The organism is Phenylobacterium sp. Root700 (assembly GCF_001429025.1).
Taxonomy (GTDB): domain Bacteria; phylum Pseudomonadota; class Alphaproteobacteria; order Caulobacterales; family Caulobacteraceae; genus Phenylobacterium.
On sequence record NZ_LMHT01000005.1, the window covers coordinates 16978 to 38768 of the forward strand.

The following is a 21791-nucleotide window of genomic DNA, read 5'->3' on the forward strand; positions in this document are numbered from 1 at the left end:
TCATCCGGCCATTCGCTTTTCGCTTCTCGGCGCCGGCTTGCGCCGATGCTGGGTGGTGACGAGCGCATCGACGTCGAGGATGAGCGCGACGCGGCCGTCACCCAGGATGGTGGCCGCGGCGATGCCGTCGATTTGCTGATAGTTGGCTTCCAGGCTCTTGATGACCACCTGGCGCTGGCCCTGGATGGCGTCGACCAGCAGGGCGGCCTTGCCGCCGCCTTCGCTCTCCACCAGGACGGCGACGCCTTGGCCGGGCTCCATCGGCGTCTCGCGGAAGCCGAGCGCCACGCCGACGTCGATCAGGGGCACGAAGGTGTCGCGGATGCGGATCACCGCGTCCTTGCCGCCGACGAAATGGACGTCTTCGGCGCGGGGCGTCAGGCTTTCGACGATCGCCGACAGCGGCGTGACCAGGGTTTGTTCGGCGGCGGTGACCACCATGCCGTCCAGCACCGCCAGGGTCAGCGGCAGCGACATCGTGAACTTCGAACCCCTGCCGGGCTCCGACGAGATCGAGATGCGGCCGCCCAGGCCCTGGATCGAGCGGCGAACCACGTCCATGCCGACGCCGCGGCCGGAGATGTCGGAAACGGTCTCGGCGGTCGAGAAGCCCGGCAGGAAGATCAGGTTGTCGACCTCTTCGTCCGACAACACCGCATCCTCGGTGATCAGGCCCTTTTCGACGGCGATGCCGCGCACGCGCGGGCGGTTGATGCCGCGGCCGTCGTCTTGGATTTCGATGACGATGCGGCCGCCACGATGCAGCGCGCGCAGCTTCACGACGCCCTCGGCCGGCTTGTCGGCCTCGACGCGGCCCTCGGGCGTCTCCAGCCCGTGGTCGATGGCGTTGCGCAGCATGTGGGTGATCGGGTCGGTGAGGCGCTCGATGACGGTCTTGTCGACCTCGGTGCCTTCGCCTTCCATCAGCAGCTTTACGCGCTTGCCGGTCATGTCAGCGACTTCGCGGACCAGGCGCGGCATGCGCTGGAACACCGACTTCACCGGCTGGGCGCGGATGGCCATGACGCTGTCCTGGATCTCCCGGGTCAGCAGTTCGAGGTCTTCGAGGCCGAGCACGACATTGGACGACCGCGCCAGGCCGCTCTCCAGCACGCGCTGGGACAGCATGGCTTGCTGGATGACCAGCTCGCCGACGGCGTTGATCAGGCGGTCGACGCGGTCGAGGTCGACGCGGATGGTGGCTTGCGGGGTGGGCGCGGGCGCGCCGGTGTTGGCCGGAGCCGGCGCGGCGGCCTTGGCCACGGGCGTCGGTGTCGGCGCGGCGGCGGCCGGGGGCGCGACGGTTTCCGACTGGGCGCGGGCGATCAGCGCCGCGACGTCCAGATCGTCGGGCGCGGCGGCGACGACGGGTTCCGGCTCGGCTTCGGCGACAGGGGCGTCGCTCTGGATGCGGGCCAGCAGGGCGGCGATGTCCAGCGGCGCGTCGGCGCTGGCCGCGGCCAACTCGTCGTCGCTCAGCGGGCGGTCCGGCGGCGATCCGGCCCCGCCTTCCTGGGTGATGGTGATGGCGCAGTCGTCCTCGACGAACTCGAAGACTTCGCGGATGTCGGCTTCACCGGCCTCGGTGGTCAGGCGGATCGTCCAGGTGAGGTAGGAGGTCTCGGCGGCCAGCTGGTCCAGCGGCGGCAGGGCGCTGTCGTCCAGGGTGACGTCCGTCGCGCCCAGGCGGGCCAGTTCGCGCAGCACCAGGCCGGACTCGTTGGCCTTGGCGTACATCTCCGACCGGGGGCCGAATTCGATGATCCAGGCGCCGGCCGGGCTGGTGTGCAGCTCCACCGGCATGGCCGGCAGGTCGAGGTCGAAGGCCGGAGCAGGGCTGTCGTCGCCGTCGATGGTGACGGCCATCGGCACGAAGCCGAAGTCCTCGTCGCCGCCGAGGGCGTCGTCGTCGGCGAGGTCGTCGCCGATCAGGCCCTTGAGTTCGGAGAGCATGCCCGCCGAACGCCCCTCGTCGACCGAGCCGCCGTCGCGCGCCGCCGCCACGTGGTCGGCCAGGACGTCGAAGGCCCGCAGCAAGGTCTTGGCGACCTCGTCGGTCAGCTCCATCTTCCCGGAGCGCAGCTCGTCCATCACCGTTTCGAAGACGTGGGCGAAGCGGATCAGGTTTTCGAGGCCGAAGGCGCCGGCGCCGCCCTTCACCGAGTGAACGGCGCGGAACACGGCGTTGATCGTTTCGTCGTCAGCGTCGCCCGTCTCCATCGCCAGCAGACCCTGCTCGGCGTCGGTCAGGAGCTCGTCGCACTCCTGGAAGAAGGTCTGCTTGATGCTTTCGAACGGATCCAACTGGACGCTCCGGGTCGGGAAAGGGTTAGGCGGCGACTCGACGGACGGCTTCGACCAGCTTGACCGGATTGAACGGCTTCACGATCCAGCCGGTGGCGCCGGCCGCGCGGGCCCGCTCCTTCTTGGCCGCATCGCTTTCGGTGGTGAGCACCAGGATCGGCGTGGCGCGGTGATCGGGATTGGCGCGGACGCCTTCGATCACGCCAAAGCCGTCCAGGCGGGGCATGTTGATGTCGGTGATGACGACGTCGGCGCCGTTGGCCTGCAGGACCTCCAGGCCCTCCACGCCGTCGACGGCCTGGATCACGGTGTATCCAGCCTGCACCAGCGCGTGGTTCAGCATTTCCCGCATCGTGCGGCTGTCGTCGATCGTCAGAACGGTTTTGCTCACGAGAGTCCCCCTAGGCCCCGAATTGCAGTTCGGGTTCACCGAATGCAGCCAATTGCTCTGAGAAGCCTGAAGACGGTTGATCCACAGTTAAGCTGTGGCCGTCCTCCGCCCACATTTTTCGCGCCGACATCAAAACCTGCAGGCACAGCCCGCCCAGACGGGTCACCTGCGAGGCGTCCAGCGTCAGCGGCCGGCCCCGCAGGGCCATCAGTTCAGCGCGCAGCGGCTCAGCCGCTTGCAGGTCCAGGACCGGCGACAGACTCACCACGGCGGGTGCTGCAAGCTCAGACATCGACACTCCCCATCGGCCCCGCGGCTTGCGGCGCCTTAGAATTCTTCCCAGCCGTCAACTTCGGGCTCCGGCCTGCGGAGCGCCGAACCATCACGGCTCGATCGTCTGATCTGCGTCGTTGTCGCGGCCGGACGGCGTCCAGACGCGGCGACGTACGCCTGACCAATCTTGAACCGCGCAACTGATCCAGCGAGCGCCTCGGCTTCATTGGCGAGGGCATGGCTGGCGGCTGTCGATTCTTCGACCATGGCCGCATTCTGCTGCGTGACTTGATCCATTTGGTTAACAGCGCCGTTGACTTCGGCGAGGCCCGTCGCCTGCTCCTGGGCGCTGGCGGCGATTTCCCCGACCAGGCTGTCGATCTCGGCGACCCGCCCGACGATGCGTTGCAGGGCCTCGCCGGTCTCGCCGACCAGGTGCACGCCCTGGCCGACCTGCTGGGTCGAGGCGGAGATCAAGGTCTTGATTTCCTTAGCAGCTTCGGCCGAGCGCTGGGCCAGGGCCCGGACTTCGGAGGCGACCACCGCGAAGCCGCGGCCAGCTTCTCCGGCCCGCGCGGCCTCGACCCCGGCGTTCAGCGCCAGCAGGTTGGTCTGGAAGGCGATCTCGTCGATCACCCCGATGATCTGGCTGATTTGTTGCGCCGATTGTTCGATTTGGCTCATCGCCGCGACGGCTTGACGCACGACATCGCCGCTCTTCTGGGCGTCGCCGCGGGCGGCGAGCACCACTTCGGCGCAGGTCTTGGCCCCGCCGGCGGTCTTGTTGACGGTGGCGGTGATCTGGTCGAGCGCCGCGGCGGTCTCTTCCAGGCTGGCGGCCTGCTGCTCGNGTCGTCGGCGGCNGGTGGAGATTTCCCCGGCGCCGTTGCGGATCCCGCCGACATTGGTGACCACCACGGTCATGGCGTCCTGAAGCTGGCCCATGGCGGCGTTGAAGTCGTTTTGCAGCTTCACATAGTCGGCGGGGAAGTCGCGGGTGATGCGATAGGTCAGGTCGCCCTGGCTCAGATTGTCCAGGCCCTCGGCCAGGCCCCCGACGACGGCGGCCTGTTCCTGGGCGGTGGCGGCGCGGACGGCTTCGTTGCGGGCGCGTTCTTCCTCGACGGCCTTGCGCTGTTCAGCGGTTTGGCCCTCCAGGCGCAGCTTCTCGATCCCGGCGTCCTTGAAGACCGAGACCGCTTCGGCCATCTGGCCGACCTCGTCCTTGCGGCCCATGGCCGGGATCATGGCGGTGAAGTCGCCTTGGGCCAGGCGGCGCATGGCCGCGGTCATGGCGTTCACCGGGGTCGCGATCATGCGGGTGAGCAGGAAGCCCAGGCCGATGGCGATCAGCACCGCCAGGGCTAGACCCACGGCCAGCGAGGCGTAGGCCATCCGCGTCGAGTTGATCTGGACGGTCTGAAGCTCGTCCATCTTGGCGACCTCGGCGGTCACCACCGCGTCCATCGCGTCCTCGACCGGCGAGATGACCTTGTCGGCGAGGCCGTCGGGGCCGACCATTTCAAGGGCCTGCGGCTGGGTGGCCGGATCGGCGCTGAGCCGGACGCCGGCCTTCACCACGTCGGCGTACCAGGTGTCTGCCCCCTGGGCGGCGACGTCGATCTTGGCGGCGAGCTCCGGGGAGTCGGTCAGCAGGGGGCGCGCGGCGTCCAGGCGCTTCTTGAAGTTCGCGCGGTGCTTGTCGACGCGCTCCAGGTAGTAGTCGTTCTTGGACAGCAGATAGCCGCGATAGCTGTTCTCCTGCCGCGTCAGGTAGAACTTGGCTTCATTGAGCGTGACAAGGGTCTCGCTGCTTTCCTTGATCTCCACCCGCGCCTCGTCCAGCGCGCGCAGGTTCACCAGCATGGCGCCGCCCATCCCGGCCATCGTCAGGGTCACGGCCGCGAAGCCGAGCGCGAGTTTGCGGGAGATCTTCAAGTTGTCGAACAGCACAGGACTTCCTCGGTTCGTGAGATTGCGGAACGGGGCGGGGCGCGGTGAGCGGCTGACGGGTCAGACGCGACGTCAAGTAACGCTGGTATGAATGGTTTGCGGCGTCGACCTATCGGATGCGAACTCATCCGAATATTTTCGAACGCCAACAAACTGATCCCCAGGTTTTCGAAATTTCACTTGACGAATACTTGGCGCCTAAGGGTTGCGTTGGGCCAATCCCCTTCCAGCACGTGTGTTCTGGCTAACGGCTGTCCCTTGAAGAAAGGGTTACCGCGTTCGGTCAAATCGCCGACTTCCTCTGTAAAAGCCGGGGGTTGAGAGCGATGCTGCGACAATCTGGCACGCGGAGGGGCCGCCTTGGGGAGGGGTGAACCTTGACGGGCGTCGCGTCACGGCCTCGCAGTTCTGGGTAGAGTAACGGCGTTCTTTTCGCATTGAGTCGGAGTTCAATTTGAGATTAGGGCGATGACACGCGCCCTGGCGGTGTCAGGGTTTGGCTTCCGCCGGGTCACACTTGCGATCCAGGTCCCGGGATGTTCGCCTAGGCGCGAGGATCTGGCGGGAGAACGACCATGGACCTGAAGCTCACCCCGCAGATGGAGGCGTTCCGCGAAGAGGTGCGGGGCTTTCTCGCCGCTCATCGCGACCACTATGCCGGCGGCGTTGCGGGGAGCCGGCCGCGCGAGGCGGCGCTGGAATGGCAGAGGCTGCTGATCGAGCAGGGCTACGCGGCGCGGACGATCCCCAAGGCCTATGGCGGCTACGGCGCCGAGCCGGACATCCTGAAGACCCGGATCATCGCCGAGGAGTTCACTCGCGCTGGGGCGCCCCGCGGCTTCGCCAACCAGGGGATCTCGATGCTGGTCCCGACCCTGCTGGAGGTGGGCTCGGAGGAGCAGAAGACCCGCTGGATCGGCCCGACCCTGCGCGGCGAGGTGGTCTGGTGCCAGGGCTATTCCGAACCGGGCGCCGGATCGGACCTGGCTTCGCTCCAGACCAAGGCGGTCGAGGACGGCGAGGACTTCATAATTTCGGGGTCAAAAATTTGGACCAGCACCGCGGCCCAGGCCGACATGATCTTCTGCCTGGTGCGGACCGAGCCTGACGCCGCCAAGCATGACGGGATTTCCTACATCCTGTTCCCGATGACCACGCCGGGGATCGAGGTGCGGCCGCTGAAGACCATGACCGGATCGGCCGAGTTCAACGAGGTGTTCTTCACCGACGTTCGGGTGCCGCAGAGCGCGGTGGTTGGAGGTCGGGGGCGGGGGTGGTTTGTTGCGAATGCGACGCTCAAGCATGAGCGCGGCATGCTGGGCGACCCCAACGCCACCGAGGCGCGGCTGCACTCCCTGATCGAGCTGATGAAGACCGAGCGCGTGGACGGCGAGCGGCTGATCGACAACCCGGTGATGTGCGACCGGCTGATGCAGCTGCAGGCCCGGGTGATGGCCATGAAGTTCAACGGCCTACGCCTGCTGACCGCGTCGATGACCGGCGAGCCGGCCGGCATGGCCGGGCTGGTGGTCAAGTTGCAGGGCTGCGAGCTGAACCACCAGATCGCCGCCCTGGCCATCGACGCCCTGGGCGAGCTGGGCGTGCTCTACGAGGACGGCCCGCACCTGCGCGCCAAGGGTAGCTGGCAGTGGAACTACATGTTCGACCTTGGCCTGATCATCGGCGGGGGCACCGCCCAGATCCAGAAGAACATCATCGCCGAGCGAGGCCTGGCCCTGCCGCGCGAACCCAAGCTTGCGAGCGTCTGACATGGATTTCTCGATCACCCCCGACCAGCGGCTGATGCAGGAAAGCCTGGCCCGCACCCTGGCCGATGTCAGCGGGCTGGAGCGCGTGCGGCGCTTCGCCGGGGACCCGGCTGACAAGGGCGCAGACGTCTACGCCGCCCTGGCCGATTTCGGCCTCACCGGCCTCATCATCCCCGAGGAGTACGGCGGGCTGGGCCTTGGCCTGCTGGGCGCCGCCCTGGCCGCCGAGGCGCTGGGCGCCGCCGTGGCCCCGGGGCCGTTCCTGGGCGCCTGCGTGCTGGCCCCCCTGGCCCTGCGGCTGGCGGGCTCGAAGGCTCAGCAGGGCGAGTGGCTGCCGAAGATCGCCGCGGGCCAGGTGGTGGCCGGCGTCGCCATCGCCGAGCAGGTGGCCGGCGCGCGCGACGGCGCGGGCGTCACCGCGTCCGGCGGCAAGCTGACCGGCAAGGCGCTGTTCGTCACCGACGCCCTGATCGCGGACCTGTTCATCGTCGCCGACCAGGCCGGCGGCCTGCACCTGGTGCGCGGCGACGCGGCGGGGCTGACCCGTTCGGCCATGATCAGCATCGACCTCACCCGGCCGCTGGGCGAGGTGGTCTTCGCCGCCACCCCGGCCGAGCCGCTGGACGGGGGCGACGGAGCCTTGGCCGCCCTGCGCGACGCCGGCTGGACCCTGCTGGCCGCCGACACCCTGGGCGCGGCCCAGGTGATGATCGACAAGGCCGTCGACTACGCCAAGGAGCGGCGCCAGTTCGGCCGCGTCATCGGCTCGTTCCAGGCGGTCAAGCACATGTGCGCCGAGATGATCGCCGAGCTGGAGCCCTGCCGCTCGCTGGTCTGGTACGCCGCCTACGCCTTCGACGACGCCCCGGACGAGGCCTCGCTGACCGCCGCCCACGCCAAGGCCCATACCTCCGAGGTCGGCCGCTTCATCGCCCGCACCGCGACCGAGGTGCATGGCGGCATGGGGATCACCGACCTGCTGGGCCTGCACTTCTGGTTCAAGCGGATCGGACTGAACCGCCAATTGCTGGGCGGGCCAGAGCGGGTCCGCCGCCTGGCGGCGCAGATCCAGGGGCTGACGGCTTAAGACCCCACGCCGGGTCTTGCGCCGGCACGTCATGGGATTAGCGTTGGGCCTCTGATCGGAGGTTCCATGGCGCCGCCTCAGCGCATCCTGATCCAGACGACGATCCCGCCGGTGGCCGACGACTGGCATGCGGGGCGGTTCTCGCTGCTGGCCGACTATCTGCGCGGCCTACGGGGCGAGGACGGCGCGGCCCTGTTCGAGGTGGTCGCCCGCGACCGCGCCGCGGCCAATGACGGCGCCGACCCGGTGCTGGCCAATATGGACGAAACCGATTTCGATCAGCTCTGGCTGTTTGCGGTGGACCAGGGTGACGGCCTCAGCGCCGAGGAGTGCGCGGCGATCGGCCGGTTCCGGGCCGAGGGGGGCGGGCTGATGGTCACCCGCGACCACATGGATCTCGGCTGCTGCGTCTGCGCCCTGGGCGCGGTGGGCAAGGCCCATCACTTCCACTCCTCGAACCCCGAGCCTGACACCGACCGCTGGCGGCCCGACGATGTGGAGACCGCCACGATCCTCTGGCCGAACTACCACTCAGGCTCGAACGGCGACTTCCAGACCATCCGGGCCGAGGGCGCGCCGCATCCGCTGCTGCGCGATCCCGATGCGCCGGGCGGGGTGCTGCCGTTCCTGCCGGCTCATCCGCACGAGGGCGCGGTCGGCGCGCCGCCGGACGAGCCCTCGGCGCGGGTGATCGCCACCGGCGTCAGCCAGACCACCGGGGTCCGATTCAACCTCGCCGTCGCCTTCGAGCGCGAGCCGGGCGGGGCGGGCGCGGCGGTGGCCCAGTCCACCTTCCATCACTTCTGCGACTACAACTGGGACCCGCGCGCCGGCTGCCCCAGCTTCGTCAGCGAACCGCCCTCCGACCGTATGCTGATCGACCCGCGCGGCCGCTGGTCGACCGAACGCTATGTCCGCAATCTCGCCACCTGGCTGGCTCGATGACCTGCACCCACGGCGCGTTCCTGAAGGCGGTGACCCCGTCCGCCGACGGCTGCGGAGAGTGCCTGAAGATCGGTTCGGGCTGGGTGCACCTGCGGCTCTGCCGCGCTTGCGGCCATGTCGGCTGCTGCGACGACTCCCCCAACCGCCACGCGACCCAACACTTCAAGACCACCGGCCACCCGCTGATCGAAGCCTACGACCCGCCGGACGGCTGGGGCTGGTGCTATGTCGACGAGGTGATGCTGGACCTCGAAGGCGATACGACTCCGCATCCTGCCGGGTGGCGGTATTAGGTCAGCCTGCTAGGCCCCCGTCCGATAGCGCTCGGCCGCATGGACCTGAGCAAAGCCGGGCAGCATCGCCCGTCGAGCGCTCTGATAGGCATCCCAGTCGGCGGCATCGGGAAGCGGCGGGATCGTCACCGGTTCGCGGCGGTCAAAGCCGACCAGGGCGGCGTCGACGAGTTCGCCGACTTCCATGACCGCGCTCAGCGCGTTTACATCAGCGCCGGAACGCTCCCAGATTTCCGTGCGGGTCGCCGAGGGAAGCACCGCCTGGACGTAGACACCCTTGGGACCCAGCTCGAGGCTCAGGCCTTGGGACAGAAACAGCACAAAGGCCTTGGTCGCCCCGTAGACGCTCAGGCCCAGTTCCGGCGCCAGGCCGACGACCGAGCCGATGTTGATGATCGCGCCCTCGCCAGCGTTCGCCAGACGCGGAGCGACCGCGCTGGCGAGCCGCAGAACCGCGGTGGTGTTCAGAGCGACGAGCTGCGCCACGTCTTCCGTGACCTGATCCACAAAGCGCCCACCCAGGCTGGCCCCGGCGTTGTTGACCAAGATCCCGATCCCGGCGTCGTCGCGCAGGCGCGCCTCAACGGCGGCAAGTTGGTCGTGCTTGGTGAGGTCGGCGGGCAAGATGTCGATCGTCACGCCGGTCTCTCGGCGCAGATCGGCGGCCATGGCCTCCATCCGCGCGCCGTCGCGAGCCACCAGTACAAGGTCGTGACCACGCCGCGCGAAGCGGTCGGCATAGGTGGCGCCAATACCGCTGGAGGCGCCGGTGATGAGGACGGAAGGCTTCTTGGCCATCGTGATGCTTTCTTCTCTAGTGGACCCAATGCTCATGATGAGCGACCCGATCGCGGCGCCATCACCACTTTTCGACCCAGGGCCGAAGGACGACTTCGAAGGCCCAGGTGGAGCGATGCTGGCGATGGAGCTGGAGGTAGACTTCAGCGATGTGGGCGGGGTCGGCCATATTGTCGTCCACGGTCGTTCCCGCCCGTCGGTGCGCCCGCGTCCCGTCTTCTTGGGTAAAGCCGATCGCGGCGTCGATCGGCACGTTGGCGACGTGGATGCCCTCGGGCATCAACTCTCGCGCCATGCTCTGCGCGAGCCCGGTCTTCGCATGACAGGTCATGGCGAAGGCGGCGCTCATCGCAAAGCCCTTGAGGGCGGCGCTGGCGTTCGTGAAGATGATCGTGCCCCTTACGCCATTGGCGTCGAGCGGGTTGTCGCGCATCAATCGCGCCGCGCTCTGGCCGACCAGGAATGCGCTGAAGGCGGCGTTCTGGAATGTCTCGAACGCCAGCGCCGGATCAGCATCGGCGATGCCCTTGCGGAGGATCCCAGGTACGCGGCCATCGATGTTGTGCACCACAAGCCTCGGCGTCCCGAGATCGCTCACCACATTGCGAAACAGCAGATCGACCTCTTCGGGCCGGCTGGCGTCGCAGCCGTAGCGGCGCACCCCGTGACTATCTTCCAGGGCCCGAAGGACCGGCTTGTCCGGCGACCGTGCGGCCACGGCGACGCGCATGCCGCTCTCGGCGAATAGTCGCGCGCAGCTCGCGCTGATGCCGGGCCCGCCGCCTACGATCAGGGCGACGTCTTTCGTCGACGAAGGGCTATCGGATGACGACATTGCGTTGGGCTCCAGGTGTCCGGGGTGGAGGGCTGAGGGCCACGGCTAAACCGCCGCCTTGACTTGCAGGCGCCGCAGGCCGACCGGCGCGAAGGCGGTCGCGGCAAGCAGCGACGCGCCCAACATGATCGCGGCAAGCGAGAGCGTCGGCGGCATGGGAAGAACGCTCGCCCCGGTCGAGCCAAGGGCGGCGCACCCCATCTGCAGGAAGCCCAATAGCGCTGACGCCATCCCGGCCTCGCGTCCGAAGGGCTGGAGCGCGATGGCGGTGCCGAGCGGGTTGATCAGCCCCATGCCGAAGAGAAACAGCGTCAGGCCCATCGTGATGGTGACCAGGTCCGGAGCCCCCGCGAAGGCGAGGATAAGGGCGCTGCCCGCGACCGCGAATCCCAGGCCCAGGGCGCCGGCCGCGACCGGGCTCCAGCGCCGCGCTAGTCTTGGCGCCAGAAAGCCGGCAGCGAAGACGATCACGACGGTCCCTGCGAAATAGAGCGCCAGCTGCAGGCCGGTCAGGCCCAGGACGCTGATCAGAACGGCGGGGGCGGCCGCGAAGAATGTGTAAAGCGCGCCGATGACGAGGCTGACGGCAAGGGCCGGCAGGATGAAGCGCGGGTCGCTCGCCAACCGAGCGTAGGCGACCCCGACGGCTGAAAGACTCAAGTTCTCCCGGCGTTCAGTAGGGTGCGTCTCGCCGAGCATTTTCCAGTAGGATCCGGCCAGGACGGCCGCGAACGCCGCGACGCCGACGAAGATGGTCCGCCAGCCGAACAGGCCGCCCAGCGCGCTGCCGATCAGCGGTGAGAAGCCCGGCGACGCCGCCATCGCGATCATGGTCAGGGCGAGCGCGCGGGCCAGCGCCTCTCCATCAAAGAGATCGCGCGCAATCGCCCGCGACAAGACCGACGCGGCGCAAGCTCCAAGCGCCTGGATGATGCGGCCGAGGATAAGAGCGGAAATGTCGCTGGCCAGGGCGCAGACCAGGCAGCCGAGTACGAAGGTCGCGAGCCCGCCCAAGACAAGCCATTTGCGACCAAAACGGTCCGACAGAGGCCCCACCAGAAGCTGGCCGAACGCGAAGGCGACGAAGAAGCTGCTCAGGGTGAGCGCCAGGTCCCGCGGCGAGACGTTCAGCTCGGCGCCGATCTGTGGAAAGGCCGGCAGGATGATGTTCGTCGCCAACGAGCCCAGGGCGGCGAGACCCGCGAGCAGGAAGAGAGTCCCTGGCGTCAGGCGGGTCCGCGCCTGACCAACGTCGGTGTCCGAAAGCGCTTCCAACACGATGTCCTTGCTCGATCGGAAACCCAAGGGCTGTCACGGCCGGGCTTCCGATCAGCGGTTGCCAGGGGCGCTTGGGATTGTTACTCTTATTATGAGAGTTAAAAGGACGCCGTCAAATGAAAGCGAAATCTTTTGCGGGCATGCGCTGCTCGGTCGCTGGCGCGCTGGAAATGATCGGCGACCGCTGGACCTTGCTGCTGCTGCGCGACCTGGGGCTTGGCCTGTCGAGATACGACGAGTTCCAAGCCAGCACGCAGATCCCCAACACCACGCTGTCGACGCGCTTGAAGGAGCTCGAGCGCAACGGGATCGTCGAGCGGACGCGCTATCGCGAGCGTCCGCCGCGCGACGCCTATCATCTGACCGAGAAAGGTCGTGACCTCTGGAAGGTGATCGCGGCCCTGCGGGAATGGGGAGACCGTTGGGACGCGTCCGGCTACGGCGCGCCGACCATCGAAGTCGTCGATAGAGACACCGACCGGGAGCTGCGCTTGGCTCTGGTCGATCCCCAAACCGGCCAGGCCGTTGCGCGCGAGCGCGTCAAGTACCGTCCCGGTCCCGGCGCGGACGATGTCGTGCACGCCCTGCTCGAGCGCTCCGCAAACTAAGCGGCGTCCGCGCCCAACCAGAGAGAACCAAGTATGTCGGGAAGCAATTTCGCGAGCCTGTTGTCGTCTATGGAGGCGGAGGCAGGATCGTTCTCGATGGTCCTGCCTGACGACTGGCTCCAGGGACGCACGGCCTTCGGCGGACTGTCGGCCGCCCTTTGCTGGGAAGCGGCGCAACGGGCAGATGATGCGCTACCACCGCTGCGCTCGGCTCAGTTCGCCTTCGTCGGGCCGGCCGGAGGACGCCTGCGGATCGAACCCACGCTGCTGCGTCGGGGGAAGTCCGCCGCGTTTTACAGTGTGGACCTCCACGGCGACGACACCCTCGCCGTGCGCGGCCTTCTGTGTTTCGGCGCCAGCCGCCCGTCGCAACTTGATCAGGCCGATTTGCCGGCGCCACCAGTTCCCAGCTGGGATGACTGCCCAACCTACTTCGAAACCAGCGATCAACGCCGCTTTTTGCAACATTTCGACAGCCGTTTTGCGGCGGGCGCCCGCCCCTTNTAGCGCCACACCTTCAACCATGGCCCCCTTGATCGCCCTGGCGGACGCGTTGCCGCCGGCCGCCATCGTCAACTTTCAACCGGGCGGCGGCCCGATCAGCACGATGACCTGGTCTATCGACGTGTTGTCGGATGCGCCTCGCAGCGCGTCTGGATGGTGGCTTGTGCGATCGACGGCGCAAACGGCGGTCAACGGCTATTCGGCGCAGGATATGGTGGTCTGGGATGATCAGGGCGCGCCGGTCCTGGCGATGCGCCAGACCGTCGCGATATTTGCCTGACTCAGGCGTCAGGCAGGGGGCCTTTGCACCACCCCCGCCGAACAGGGCTTGGCGAACGGCGCGGGGTCGCCGATGGATGGGCATGGCTGAGGAAGCGATCCCGTTCGACGGCGCGTATGACTACATCGTGGTCGGGGCGGGCTCGGCCGGGTGCGTGCTGGCCAATCGGTTGTCGCGCGATCCGCGTAACCGGGTGCTGTTGCTGGAGGCCGGCGGGCGCGACGACTGGATGTGGTTCCACGTGCCGGTCGGCTACCTGTTCGCCATCGGCAATCCGCGCTCGGACTGGCTGTTTGAGACCGAGGCCGAGCCGGGCCTGAACGGACGGGCGCTCAAATATCCGCGGGGCAAGGTGATCGGCGGCAGCTCGGCGATCAACGCCATGATCTCGATGCGCGGCCAGGCCGCCGACTACGATCATTGGCGGCAGCTGGGCCTGAGCGGCTGGGGCTGGGACGACGTGGCGCCGGTGTTTCGCCGGCTGGACGACCACTTCCTGGGCGAGAGCGAGCACCACGGGGTCGGCGGCGAGTGGCGGGTCGAGGCGCCGCGGGTGCGTTGGGACGTGCTGGACGCCATCGCCCAGGCCGCGACGCAGATGGGAATTCCGGCGAGCGCCGACTTCAACACCGGCGACAACACCGGGGTCGGCCTGTTCCACGTCAACCAGAAGCGGGGGCTGCGCTGGTCGGCGGCGCGCGGCTTCCTCAAGCCGGTTCTGGGCCGGCCGAACCTGCGCCTGGAGACCGGCGTGCTGGTCGAGAAGGTCCTGTTCGAGGGACCTCGCGCGGTCGGGGTGCGGTTCCGCCGGGGCGGCCAGGCGTTCGAGGCCCGGGCGCGGGGCGAGGTGATCCTGGCGGCCGGGGCGATCGGCTCGCCGCAGATCCTGCAGCTGTCGGGGGTCGGTCCCGCCGACTGGCTGGGCGAGCTGGGCCTGCCGGTCCTGGCCGACCGGCAAGGCGTGGGCCGCAACCTGCAGGACCATCTGCAGCAGCGGGCGATCTACAAAGTCCACGGGGTGAAGACCCTGAACGAGACCTATCACTCGCTGGTCGGCCGGGCGCTGATGGGGGCGGAATATGCGCTGCTGCGGCGCGGGCCGCTGACCATGGCGCCCTCGCAGCTGGGGATCTTCACGACCTCGTCGCCCGAGCACGAGCGGGCGAACATCGAGTTCCATGTCCAGCCGTTGTCGCTTGATCGGTTCGGCGAGCCGTTGCATCGGTTCCCGGCGGTGACGGTCTCGGCCTGCAACCTGCGGCCGACCTCGCGCGGGACCGTGCGGCTGCGCTCAGCTGATCCGGCGGCCGCGCCGCGTATCGCGCCGAACTATCTGGCCACGCCGGAAGACCAGCGGGTGGCGGCCGACGCCATTCGCGTGACCCGCCGGCTGATGGCGCAGGCCGCGCTCGCCCGCTTCTCGCCGCGCGAGCACCTGCCGGGCCCCACGGTGGGGGACGACGAGGCGGCCCTGGCGCGGGCGGCCGGGGACATCGGCACGACGATCTTTCACCCGGTGGGGACCGCCAGGATGGGGCTGGCGTCCGATCCCGGCGCGGTGGTCGACGAGCGCCTGCGGGTGATCGGGCTGGAGGGTCTGCGGGTCATCGACGCCTCGGTGATGCCGACCATCACCTCGGGCAACACCAATACGCCGACGATCATGATCGCCGAGCGCGGGGCGGGTCTGGTGCTGGAGGACGCGCGTTAGGGCGCGGCCTTGATCAGAACAGCACCAGGCCGCCGCAGATGTTCATGGCCTGGCCGGTGACGCCGCGCGCTTCGTTGGAGGCCAGGTAGGCGGCCATGTGCGCCACCTCGTCGGGGTCCAGCAGCCGTCGCTGGATGTTCTTGGCGGCCTTGGCGCGGAACGTCTCGCGGCTGGCGCCCGGCGCGCCGAAGTGGTCGGCGATGGCGTCCATCATCGGCGTGTCGATCGGCCCGGGGCAGAGGGTGTTGGCGGTGACGCCGTGCTTGCCCAGGATGCCGAGCTCCAGGGCCAGCGCCTTGGTCAGGCCGACGACGCCATGCTTGGAGGCCGCGTAGTCGCTGTTCAGCGCGGCGGGCAGTTTGCCTGAGGCCGAGGACAGGGTGATGATCCGGCCGGAGTCACGCTCCAGCATGCCCGGCAGGAAGGCCTTGATGCAGTAGAAGGTGGCGTTGAGGTTGACCTCGATGGTCTTGCCCCACTCTTCGCTGCTCGTCTCGGTCAGCAGCTTGCGCGCGCCCATCACGCCGGCGCAGGTCACCAGGATGTCGGTCTTACCAAGCTGCGCGTCGACCTCGGCGGCCAGGGCGTTGACGGCTGGAATGTCGGTGACGTCGACGACCTTTGCGAGGCCCTTGGCGCCGAGCGCGCGAACCTCTTCGGCCACCGCCTGCGCCTGATCGGCGACGTTGGAGACGACCACGATATCGGCGCCTTCGCGGGCCAGGACCAGGGCGGTGGCGCGGCCGATGCCGGTGCCGCCGCCGGTGATGACGGCGATCTTTCCCTCAAACCGGCTCATGCCTTGATCGCCGTGGTCCGGGGCGGGGCCGGGGCCAGGCCATTGGGCTCGATCTCCACCTCGAAGACGTTCAGAAAGTTGCTGACCAACTGGTAGAACCCGACGGTCATCACGAAGTCGGCGAAGGCGTTGGCGTCCATCAGCTCCAGCGCCGTCTCGCGCTCGGCGGCGCTCAAGGTATGGCGCGCGACCAGGGCGTCGGTGAGGGCCAGGATGGTCTGTTCCTGCGGCGAGAGGGCCGACGGGTCGGCGCCGATCGCGCAGCTGGCCAGCTGCGCGTCGGTCAGGCCGACCAGGCGGCCGATCCGCTCGTGCTGATGAACCTCGTAGGGCGAGGCGTAGAGGTGGCCGACCCGAACGATGGCCAGCTCGCGCCAGGTGGCCGGCCAGGCCTTGCTCCACATGACCGCGTCGGCCATGGCGGTGAAGCCCGGCGCGACGTTCGGCGAGTGCATCAGCATCTTGTAGACATTGGCGTCGCGCTTATCGGCGATGATCTTGTTGAGCTCCGGGGTCAGGGCGCTCAGGTCGGGATAGTTCATGATCGGGCCTCTGCTGGGCGTCGGCGTCAGCCGGTGGTGAGAATGATTTTTCCGAAGTGCCGGTTCGCGGCCATCTTCTCGAAGGCGGCGGGGGCGTCGGTCAGGTCGAACCGCGCGTCGATCGGCAGCGCCAGGCGGCCGTCGGCGATGGCGGGGGCGAGGTCGGCGCGGGTGCGCTGGACCAGCTCGGCGACCTCGCGTCCGCTGCGGGGGGTGCGGAAGGTCACGCCGACATAGGTGATGCGCCGCATCGAATGCAGGTCGAAGTCGATGGGCGCGCTCTCGCCCGCCATGCGCCCGACATTGACGATGCGGCCGCCGATGCGGGTGGCGCGCATGGTGGTGTTGAACAGCGGCCCGGCGAGCTGGTCGATGACGACGTCGACGCCCTTGCCCTCGGTGGCGGCCAGGATCTCATCGACCCATCCGTCATGGCCCGTATCGACGGTCAGGTCGGCGCCGAACTGCGGCAGGCGCGCCCGCTTCTCCGGCGACGTTGAACTGCCGATCACCAGGCCGGCGCCCAGCGCGCGGGCGATCTGGAGGCCCATCAGGCCGACGCCCGAACTGGCGCCCAGGATCAGGACCGACTGACCCTTTTGCAGCGCGCCGTGGGTGGCGACAGCGTCGTGCATCGTCTGGAGGGCGACGGGCAGGGTCGCGGCGCTGGCGAAGTCCAGCGTCGGCGGGACCGCGTGCATCAAGGCCTGATGGCCCAGCGTGTAGTCGGCGAAGGCGCCGCCGCCCGCGCCCATGACCCGGTCGCCGATCTTCCAGTCGCTTACGCCCTCGCCGAGGCCGGCGATCTGCCCAGCCCATTCGAGGCCGAGCGGCGCGCCCAGGCCGCCGACGGCGCCGTGCGAGGCGCTGCGCAGCATCGCCAGGTCGGCGCGGTTCAGCGGCGCGGCGTGGACGCGGACCAGCACCTGGTTGGGGCCAGGCGTGGGGCGCGGCCGCTCGGTGAGCGTCGGCCCTTCGGGGCTGGAGACCAGGGCCCGCATGGTCAGGGGCGCCATCAGCCGAAGGGCCGGATCGGGTCTGAGCCGTCCCAGTTCTGGGCCACCTTGCGGATGTGCGCGAAGGTGCGACCCTTCGTGCCGCTGATGTCGGAGATCTCGACGATGGTGCCGGGGTGCGCCTGGGTGTCGAAATAGGCGAACCGGCCCTTCTCGCCGCCGATCGAGCCTTCGTGGCCGACGACGTAGCCCAGCGAGATCGCCTTGTCGTAGAGGCCCTGATAGTCCTCGGTCCAATAGGACATGTGCTGCAGGCCCTCGTGGCCGGCGTCCAGGAACTCCTTGTACATCGACGGCGCGTCGTTGAGCTGCTGGATCAGCTCGATCTGCAGGTCGCCGGAGTTGGCCAGGGCGACCGACATCTTCATGTCCGAGGCGGCGCCGCGGTGCTTGAACCAGTCGGTCTTCACGTCCTCGATGTAGAACCAGGGGCCGACGCCCATCACCTCGATCCAGTGTTTCATCGCGGCGTGAATGTCGCGGACGACATAGCCGTTCTGGCAGACGCTACCGAAAATGCGGCTCACGGTTTTCTCCCGGTGCAGGTGGACTGTGAAATGAGTGAACGTTCGTTCTTGGTTGGATATTTAACGAACGTTCGTTCATGTCACAACGTCGATTGTTGGCGTGGCGCGATCGTCGTAGGAGCGATGCTCGCAAGCGCGGCCAGCGGGCCGCTGGAAGAACGGATGCCGCGTGTCGGATAGGCCAGAAGAAACAACCCGGCAGCGCATGCTGGACGCGGCGCTGGCCCTGTTCGCCGAGCACGGCTTTTCCGGCACGTCGATGCGGATGCTGGCGCGCGCCACCGGGCTGCGCGAGAGCAGCTTCTACAATCACTTCACCGGCAAGGAGGATCTGTACCAGGCGGTCACCGCGCAATGGGGGCCGATGGAGTTCGTCGAGCGCCTGAAGAGCGCGGAGTATCGCGCCCTGGCCGACGATCCGCCCGCCTTCTTCCGGCTGTGCGGCAAGCACCTGGTCGATCGCTGGGTCGACCCGCGAGAGCGCCTGTTCATGGCGCTGATCAATATCGAGGGCCCCAATGGCCCGGGCCAGAAACGCTATTACGACGCGCTGTTCCGCGAGGAGATCGAACTCCTGACCGGCTATTGCGCCCACTTCCGCGACGCCCACGGCATGGTGGCGCCGGACCCGCGCGAGAGCGCCCGCATGTTCGCCGCCGGCCTGACGCTGATCCGCCGCGAGCATCTGACGCTGACCTCGGCGCCGCTGAACCGGCGCGATGTGGAGGCCGCGGTGGCCCGCTACATTGACAACTACATCGCCACCGTCCTGCGCTGAACCCGCGCCGCCGGCCGCGATGGTGGCCGATCACGCGCCAGAGGAGTAGGGTGGCGGCTTGAGCGTCGAGAGACGGAGGTCGCCATGACGCCTTGGGAACTCAAGGGCCGGGAACTCGTCAACTGCACGTGCGAGTACGGCTGCAACTGCCAGTTCAATGCGCTGCCCGACAAGGGCCATTGCCACGCCGTCGCCGGCATCCAGATCGACGCGGGCCATTACGGCGACACCAGGCTCGACGGCCTGCGGATCGCCGCCATCTTCAAATGGCCCGGTCCCATCCACGAGGGCGATGGGGAAGCCATCGCCTTCGTCGATGAGAAGGCGGACGAGGCGCAGCGCGAAGCCTTGCTGAAGATCATGACGGGCCAGGACACCGCGCCGTTCGCGACCATGTTCGCCGTCTATGCGTCGACCGTGACCAAGATGAACGCGCCGGTCTTCACCAAGATCGATCTCGATCTCGACATCGACGGCCGCAAGGGACGCATCTTCGTCGAGGACTACATCGAGACGGTGGGCGAGCCGATCCGCAACAAGGTGAGCGGCGCTGAATCCCGCGCGCAGATCGTCCTGCCGCAAGGCTTCGAATACGCCGTGGCGGAGATCGGCAGCGCGTCGAGCAGGACCACCGGGCCGGTCAAGGTCGAGATGAAGGACAGCTACGGTCAGTTCGCGCGGCTGCACCTGAACAACAACGGCGTCGTGCGGACCTGACGGGCCGCACATGTCCGAGGGGCCGCTTGAGCGCCTGCTGAGGCGCGATCGCACGATCACGCTCGCGGGGCTGCTGGTCCTGTGCGCGCTGGCTTGGTTCTACATCCTGACCGGCGCGGGGCTCGGGATGAGCGCGTGGCGGATGACCACGCTCTCGCTATTCCCGCACCAGGCCGCCGACATGGGGTCCATGCCCGGCATGGACATGAGCGGCGTGGACATGGGCGGTGGGGCGGCGAGCCCCGGGGCATGGCGTCCCGGCGCCTTTGCGCTGATGGTCGCCATGTGGTGGGCGATGATGATCGCCATGATGTCGCCGAGCGCGGCGCCGACCATCCTGCTCTATGCCCGCGTGCATCGCCACGCTCTCGCACAGGGCCAGCTTCAGGACCGGCTGGCGCCGACGGCCGCGTTCGCCGCGGGATACCTGCTGGTCTGGCTCGGCTTCTCCATCGTCGCCAGCGCCCTGCATTGGGGGCTTGAGCGCTCGGGGCTGGTCTCGGCGATGATGATGGGTTCGCAAAGCCGCTGGTTGTCGGGCGCGGTCCTGATCGCCGCGGGCCTTTATCAACTCTCGCCGCTGAAGCAGGCGTGCCTGGCCCATTGCCGGGCGCCGGCCTCGTTTCTCGCACGTCATTGGCGGCCGCACGCCTCCGGGGCGCTCCGGCTCGGCGCGTTGCACGGGGCCTATTGCGTCGGCTGCTGCTGGATGCTGATGGCCCTGCTGTTCGTCGGCGGGGTGATGAACCTGGTCTGGATCGCCATGCTGGCGCTCCTGGTGCTGGCCGAGAAGGCCTTCCCCGCCGGTCGGTGGGTCGGCCGCGCGGCCGGGGCGGCGCTGATCGTCTGGGGCCTCGCCACCCTCGTGGTCGCCTAGCTCGGGGTCAGCGCGGCGCGCTCGTCGGGATGGACCATGGCGTGCAGTTCGGGGCGCTTGGCGATGTAGGCGCGGAAGAACGAGCAATGCGGGCGGACCAGCAGGCCCTGTTGCTTGGCGTAGGCGAGGCCGGCCTCGACCAGGCGTTTTCCGACGCCCTGGCCGGCGAAGGCGTCCGGCACGACGGTGTGCGGAAAGATGATGCTGTCCTCCTTCACCCGGTATTCGGCGAAGGCGACGGCGTCGCCCAGGCGGATCTCGAATTGCTTGTCCGTGCGGACGACGTCGGCGGTCATGGGAGCTCCTTCAACGCCCCAGCATATCGGCCCGCGCGGGACTTTCGCCATAGGCGCGGCGATATCGATGAAGGGAAACCCGGACGCCGTAGGCCGGCGCCTAGGCTCGGACTTCGAAGACCAGGTTGAACGGCGTTTCGGTGGCGCGGCGGAAGTGGGTGAAGCCGGCGTCCTCCGTGACCTTTTTCAATCGCGCCTCGCCGGCCTGGGCGCCGAGGCCAAGACCCACCTCCTGGCTGAGCGAGGCCGGGGTGCAGATCATGGTCGAGGCCGAATAGAACAGCCGGCCCACCGGGTTCAGGTTGTCGGCCAGATCGTCATGGGCGAAGGGCTCGACCAGCAGCCAGGCGCCGTCCGGGGCCAGGTGCTCGCGGATGTGCTTGGCCGCGCCGACCGGATCGCCCATGTCGTGCAGGGCGTCGAAGATGGCGATCATGTCGTAGTCGCCGCCGTCGAAATCCTTGGCCGAGGCCACGGCGAACTCGACGCGGTCGTCGACGCCCGCCTCCTTGGCCGCCTCCCGCGCCCGGTCGATCGAGGCCGGGTGATAGTCGAAGCCGTAGAAGTGCGAGTTCGGATAAGCCTGGGCCATCAGCACGGTCGAGGCGCCATGCCCGCAGCCGATGTCGGCGACCTTGGCCCCGGCTTTCAGCCGGTCCTCGACGCCGTCCATGGCCGGGATCCAGGAGCTGGTGAGGTTGGCGTTGTAGCCGGGCCGGAAGAACCGCTCGGTGCCGCGGAACAGGCAGGCGTCGTGTTCGTGCCAGCCCATGCCCTTGCCGGTCTTGAAGACCGCCGTGACCTTGGGCTCGTCGCGGAACATGGCGGCCAACACTTCGAAGCCCCCGGCCATGAAGGCGGGGCCACCGTCGTCGGCGAAGACCGCCGACTGTTCAGGGTTCATGGAGAACAGGCCGGTGACGCGGTCGTAGTCGACATATTCGGCGGCGGCCTGGGCCGAGAGCCACTCGCGGACATAGCGCTCGGAGGTGCTGGTGGCGGCCGCCAGTTGGCCGGGCGTGGCGGGGCCGATCTCGGTCAGGGCTTTGTAGAGGCCGAGCTTGTCGCCGACGATGACCAGGGCGGCGGAAACGGCCGCGCCCATGTCTCCGACCATCTTGCCCTGAAAGGCTTCGAGTTTGGATTGATCGACTTGCACCTTGCCCTCCTTTTTGTTGGCGAGTGCAATTGCATAACGATGTTCTTCGAT

At 68.3% G+C, this 21791-nt stretch carries 24 protein-coding genes and 1 pseudogene; 11 read left to right on the top strand and 14 right to left on the bottom strand.

Annotation, left to right across the window (positions count from 1 at the left end):
- The 5 genes and pseudogenes from ASE02_RS01610 to ASE02_RS22795 form a co-directional block, all read right to left on the bottom strand.
- On the bottom strand, positions 1 to 2304 hold the full coding sequence (locus ASE02_RS01610) for a chemotaxis protein CheA (protein WP_056730507.1): 2304 nt from the start codon (positions 2302 to 2304) through the stop codon (positions 1 to 3).
- A gap of 25 nt (positions 2305 to 2329) precedes the next feature.
- Positions 2330 to 2695, bottom strand: coding sequence for a response regulator (locus ASE02_RS01615; RefSeq protein ID WP_056017186.1), 366 nt, complete (start codon positions 2693 to 2695; stop codon positions 2330 to 2332).
- 10 nt (positions 2696 to 2705) lie between these two features.
- Complete coding sequence (locus ASE02_RS01620; protein ID WP_056730509.1) at positions 2706 to 2987, bottom strand: STAS domain-containing protein; 282 nt, start codon at positions 2985 to 2987, stop codon at positions 2706 to 2708.
- Between the two features lie 35 nt (positions 2988 to 3022).
- Positions 3023 to 3818, bottom strand: a 796-nt coding sequence (locus ASE02_RS22790; RefSeq protein WP_369818507.1) for a methyl-accepting chemotaxis protein, incomplete at its 5' end; no start/stop codon positions are given.
- Positions 3819 to 3832: 14 nt separating this feature from the next.
- Positions 3833 to 4855: pseudogene (locus tag ASE02_RS22795) on the bottom strand (HAMP domain-containing protein); the annotation flags it as partial.
- A 641-nt stretch (positions 4856 to 5496) separates the two neighbouring features.
- Between ASE02_RS22795 and ASE02_RS01630 the strand changes: the two are divergent.
- The 4 genes from ASE02_RS01630 to ASE02_RS01645 all read left to right on the top strand — a co-directional run bounded on the left by ASE02_RS01630 (position 5497) and on the right by ASE02_RS01645 (position 9015).
- Positions 5497 to 6690: an acyl-CoA dehydrogenase family protein gene (locus ASE02_RS01630; RefSeq protein ID WP_056730513.1), complete on the top strand. Its 1194-nt coding sequence runs from the start codon at positions 5497 to 5499 to the stop codon at positions 6688 to 6690.
- A gap of 1 nt (position 6691) precedes the next feature.
- Positions 6692 to 7777, top strand: a complete 1086-nt coding sequence (locus ASE02_RS01635) for an acyl-CoA dehydrogenase family protein (RefSeq protein WP_056730514.1) — start codon at positions 6692 to 6694, stop codon at positions 7775 to 7777.
- A gap of 66 nt (positions 7778 to 7843) precedes the next feature.
- Positions 7844 to 8722, top strand: coding sequence for a hypothetical protein (locus ASE02_RS01640; RefSeq protein ID WP_056730516.1), 879 nt, complete (start codon positions 7844 to 7846; stop codon positions 8720 to 8722).
- Positions 8719 to 9015, top strand: a complete 297-nt coding sequence (locus ASE02_RS01645; protein WP_056730519.1) for a UBP-type zinc finger domain-containing protein — start codon at positions 8719 to 8721, stop codon at positions 9013 to 9015. Before ASE02_RS01640 ends, ASE02_RS01645 begins: the two co-directional genes overlap by 4 nt.
- A gap of 9 nt (positions 9016 to 9024) precedes the next feature.
- On the opposite strand, the gene ASE02_RS01650 is transcribed toward ASE02_RS01645, so the two are convergent.
- The 3 genes from ASE02_RS01650 to ASE02_RS01660 all read right to left on the bottom strand — a co-directional run bounded on the left by ASE02_RS01650 (position 9025) and on the right by ASE02_RS01660 (position 11953).
- Entirely contained in the window at positions 9025 to 9813 is a 789-nt protein-coding gene (locus tag ASE02_RS01650) for an SDR family oxidoreductase (RefSeq protein WP_056730521.1), read from the bottom strand.
- 61 nt (positions 9814 to 9874) lie between these two features.
- Positions 9875 to 10648 (bottom strand): SDR family oxidoreductase, encoded by a 774-nt coding sequence (locus ASE02_RS01655; protein ID WP_082601819.1) that lies wholly within the window; start codon positions 10646 to 10648, stop codon positions 9875 to 9877.
- 45 nt (positions 10649 to 10693) lie between these two features.
- Positions 10694 to 11953 carry a multidrug effflux MFS transporter gene (locus ASE02_RS01660; RefSeq protein ID WP_235536563.1) on the bottom strand — a complete coding sequence of 420 codons (1260 nt, stop codon included), beginning with the start codon at positions 11951 to 11953 and terminating at the stop codon, positions 10694 to 10696.
- 89 nt (positions 11954 to 12042) lie between these two features.
- Between ASE02_RS01660 and ASE02_RS01665 the strand changes: the two genes are divergently transcribed.
- The 4 genes from ASE02_RS01665 (at position 12043) to ASE02_RS01680 (ending at position 15029) form a co-directional block, all read left to right on the top strand.
- Complete coding sequence (locus ASE02_RS01665) at positions 12043 to 12534, top strand: helix-turn-helix domain-containing protein (protein WP_056730525.1); 492 nt, start codon at positions 12043 to 12045, stop codon at positions 12532 to 12534.
- 96 nt (positions 12535 to 12630) lie between these two features.
- Positions 12631 to 13037 (top strand): thioesterase family protein (locus ASE02_RS23270; protein WP_369818509.1); only part of this gene is annotated, 407 nt, incomplete at its 3' end.
- A gap of 20 nt (positions 13038 to 13057) precedes the next feature.
- The gene (locus ASE02_RS23275; RefSeq protein ID WP_056730529.1) at positions 13058 to 13318 is read left to right on the top strand and encodes an acyl-CoA thioesterase domain-containing protein; all 261 of its coding nucleotides are present in this window, start codon (positions 13058 to 13060) and stop codon (positions 13316 to 13318) included.
- A gap of 82 nt (positions 13319 to 13400) precedes the next feature.
- Positions 13401 to 15029, top strand: coding sequence for a GMC family oxidoreductase (locus ASE02_RS01680; RefSeq protein ID WP_156405876.1), 1629 nt, complete (start codon positions 13401 to 13403; stop codon positions 15027 to 15029).
- 13 nt (positions 15030 to 15042) lie between these two features.
- On the opposite strand, the gene ASE02_RS01685 is transcribed toward ASE02_RS01680, so the two are convergent.
- Genes ASE02_RS01685 through ASE02_RS01700 form a run of 4 tightly spaced genes read right to left on the bottom strand, consistent with a single transcriptional unit; the run spans position 15043 to position 17913 of the window.
- A complete protein-coding gene (locus ASE02_RS01685; protein ID WP_056730530.1) occupies positions 15043 to 15828 on the bottom strand; it encodes an SDR family NAD(P)-dependent oxidoreductase in 786 nt (261 codons plus the stop codon).
- Entirely contained in the window at positions 15825 to 16370 is a 546-nt protein-coding gene (locus tag ASE02_RS01690; RefSeq protein ID WP_056730532.1) for a carboxymuconolactone decarboxylase family protein, read from the bottom strand. The genes ASE02_RS01685 and ASE02_RS01690 overlap by 4 nt, the downstream gene beginning before the upstream one ends.
- Positions 16371 to 16396: 26 nt before the next feature.
- Positions 16397 to 17386, bottom strand: coding sequence for a zinc-binding dehydrogenase (locus tag ASE02_RS01695; protein WP_200957586.1), 990 nt, complete (start codon positions 17384 to 17386; stop codon positions 16397 to 16399).
- A complete protein-coding gene (locus ASE02_RS01700; protein ID WP_056730534.1) occupies positions 17386 to 17913 on the bottom strand; it encodes a VOC family protein in 528 nt (175 codons plus the stop codon). The genes ASE02_RS01695 and ASE02_RS01700 overlap by 1 nt, the downstream gene beginning before the upstream one ends.
- 205 nt (positions 17914 to 18118) lie before the next feature.
- Between ASE02_RS01700 and ASE02_RS01705 the strand changes: the two genes are divergently transcribed.
- From ASE02_RS01705 to ASE02_RS01715, 3 genes are all read left to right on the top strand, one after another.
- Complete coding sequence (locus ASE02_RS01705) at positions 18119 to 18691, top strand: TetR/AcrR family transcriptional regulator (protein ID WP_082601821.1); 573 nt, start codon at positions 18119 to 18121, stop codon at positions 18689 to 18691.
- A gap of 84 nt (positions 18692 to 18775) precedes the next feature.
- A complete protein-coding gene (locus ASE02_RS01710; RefSeq protein ID WP_056730536.1) occupies positions 18776 to 19408 on the top strand; it encodes a DUF1326 domain-containing protein in 633 nt (210 codons plus the stop codon).
- A gap of 10 nt (positions 19409 to 19418) precedes the next feature.
- Positions 19419 to 20285 (top strand): DUF2182 domain-containing protein, encoded by an 867-nt coding sequence (locus ASE02_RS01715; protein ID WP_056730538.1) that lies wholly within the window; start codon positions 19419 to 19421, stop codon positions 20283 to 20285.
- On the opposite strand, the gene ASE02_RS01720 is transcribed toward ASE02_RS01715, so the two are convergent.
- On the bottom strand, positions 20282 to 20581 hold the full coding sequence (locus tag ASE02_RS01720) for a GNAT family N-acetyltransferase (RefSeq protein ID WP_056730540.1): 300 nt from the start codon (positions 20579 to 20581) through the stop codon (positions 20282 to 20284). The two genes, ASE02_RS01715 and ASE02_RS01720, sit on opposite strands and share 4 nt — an antisense overlap.
- Before the next feature lie 100 nt (positions 20582 to 20681).
- Positions 20682 to 21740, bottom strand: a complete 1059-nt coding sequence (locus ASE02_RS01725; protein ID WP_200957587.1) for a trans-aconitate 2-methyltransferase — start codon at positions 21738 to 21740, stop codon at positions 20682 to 20684.
- Positions 21741 to 21791: the final 51 nt, after the last annotated feature.

Bases quoted from the DNA above. Each gene is read 5' to 3' on its own strand.
- ASE02_RS01620 (WP_056730509.1), bottom strand. From the start codon at position 2,987: ATGTCTGAGCTTGCAGCACCCGCCGTGGTGAGTCTGTCGCCGGTCCTG.
- ASE02_RS01635 (WP_056730514.1), top strand. From the start codon at position 6,692: ATGGATTTCTCGATCACCCCCGACCAGCGGCTGATGCAGGAAAGCCTG.
- ASE02_RS01710 (WP_056730536.1), top strand. From the start codon at position 18,776: ATGACGCCTTGGGAACTCAAGGGCCGGGAACTCGTCAACTGCACGTGC.
- ASE02_RS01640 (WP_056730516.1), top strand. From the start codon at position 7,844: ATGGCGCCGCCTCAGCGCATCCTGATCCAGACGACGATCCCGCCGGTG.
- ASE02_RS01680 (WP_156405876.1), top strand. From the start codon at position 13,401: ATGGCTGAGGAAGCGATCCCGTTCGACGGCGCGTATGACTACATCGTG.
- ASE02_RS01645 (WP_056730519.1), top strand. From the start codon at position 8,719: ATGACCTGCACCCACGGCGCGTTCCTGAAGGCGGTGACCCCGTCCGCC.
- ASE02_RS01630 (WP_056730513.1), top strand. From the start codon at position 5,497: ATGGACCTGAAGCTCACCCCGCAGATGGAGGCGTTCCGCGAAGAGGTG.
- ASE02_RS01715 (WP_056730538.1), top strand. From the start codon at position 19,419: ATGTCCGAGGGGCCGCTTGAGCGCCTGCTGAGGCGCGATCGCACGATC.
- ASE02_RS01650 (WP_056730521.1), bottom strand. From the start codon at position 9,813: ATGGCCAAGAAGCCTTCCGTCCTCATCACCGGCGCCTCCAGCGGTATT.
- ASE02_RS01685 (WP_056730530.1), bottom strand. From the start codon at position 15,828: ATGAGCCGGTTTGAGGGAAAGATCGCCGTCATCACCGGCGGCGGCACC.
- ASE02_RS01705 (WP_082601821.1), top strand. From the start codon at position 18,119: ATGCTGGACGCGGCGCTGGCCCTGTTCGCCGAGCACGGCTTTTCCGGC.
- ASE02_RS01690 (WP_056730532.1), bottom strand. From the start codon at position 16,370: ATGAACTATCCCGACCTGAGCGCCCTGACCCCGGAGCTCAACAAGATC.
- ASE02_RS23275 (WP_056730529.1), top strand. From the start codon at position 13,058: ATGGCCCCCTTGATCGCCCTGGCGGACGCGTTGCCGCCGGCCGCCATC.
- ASE02_RS01665 (WP_056730525.1), top strand. From the start codon at position 12,043: ATGAAAGCGAAATCTTTTGCGGGCATGCGCTGCTCGGTCGCTGGCGCG.
- ASE02_RS01655 (WP_082601819.1), bottom strand. From the start codon at position 10,648: ATGTCGTCATCCGATAGCCCTTCGTCGACGAAAGACGTCGCCCTGATC.
- ASE02_RS01720 (WP_056730540.1), bottom strand. From the start codon at position 20,581: ATGACCGCCGACGTCGTCCGCACGGACAAGCAATTCGAGATCCGCCTG.
- ASE02_RS01695 (WP_200957586.1), bottom strand. From the start codon at position 17,386: ATGGCGCCCCTGACCATGCGGGCCCTGGTCTCCAGCCCCGAAGGGCCG.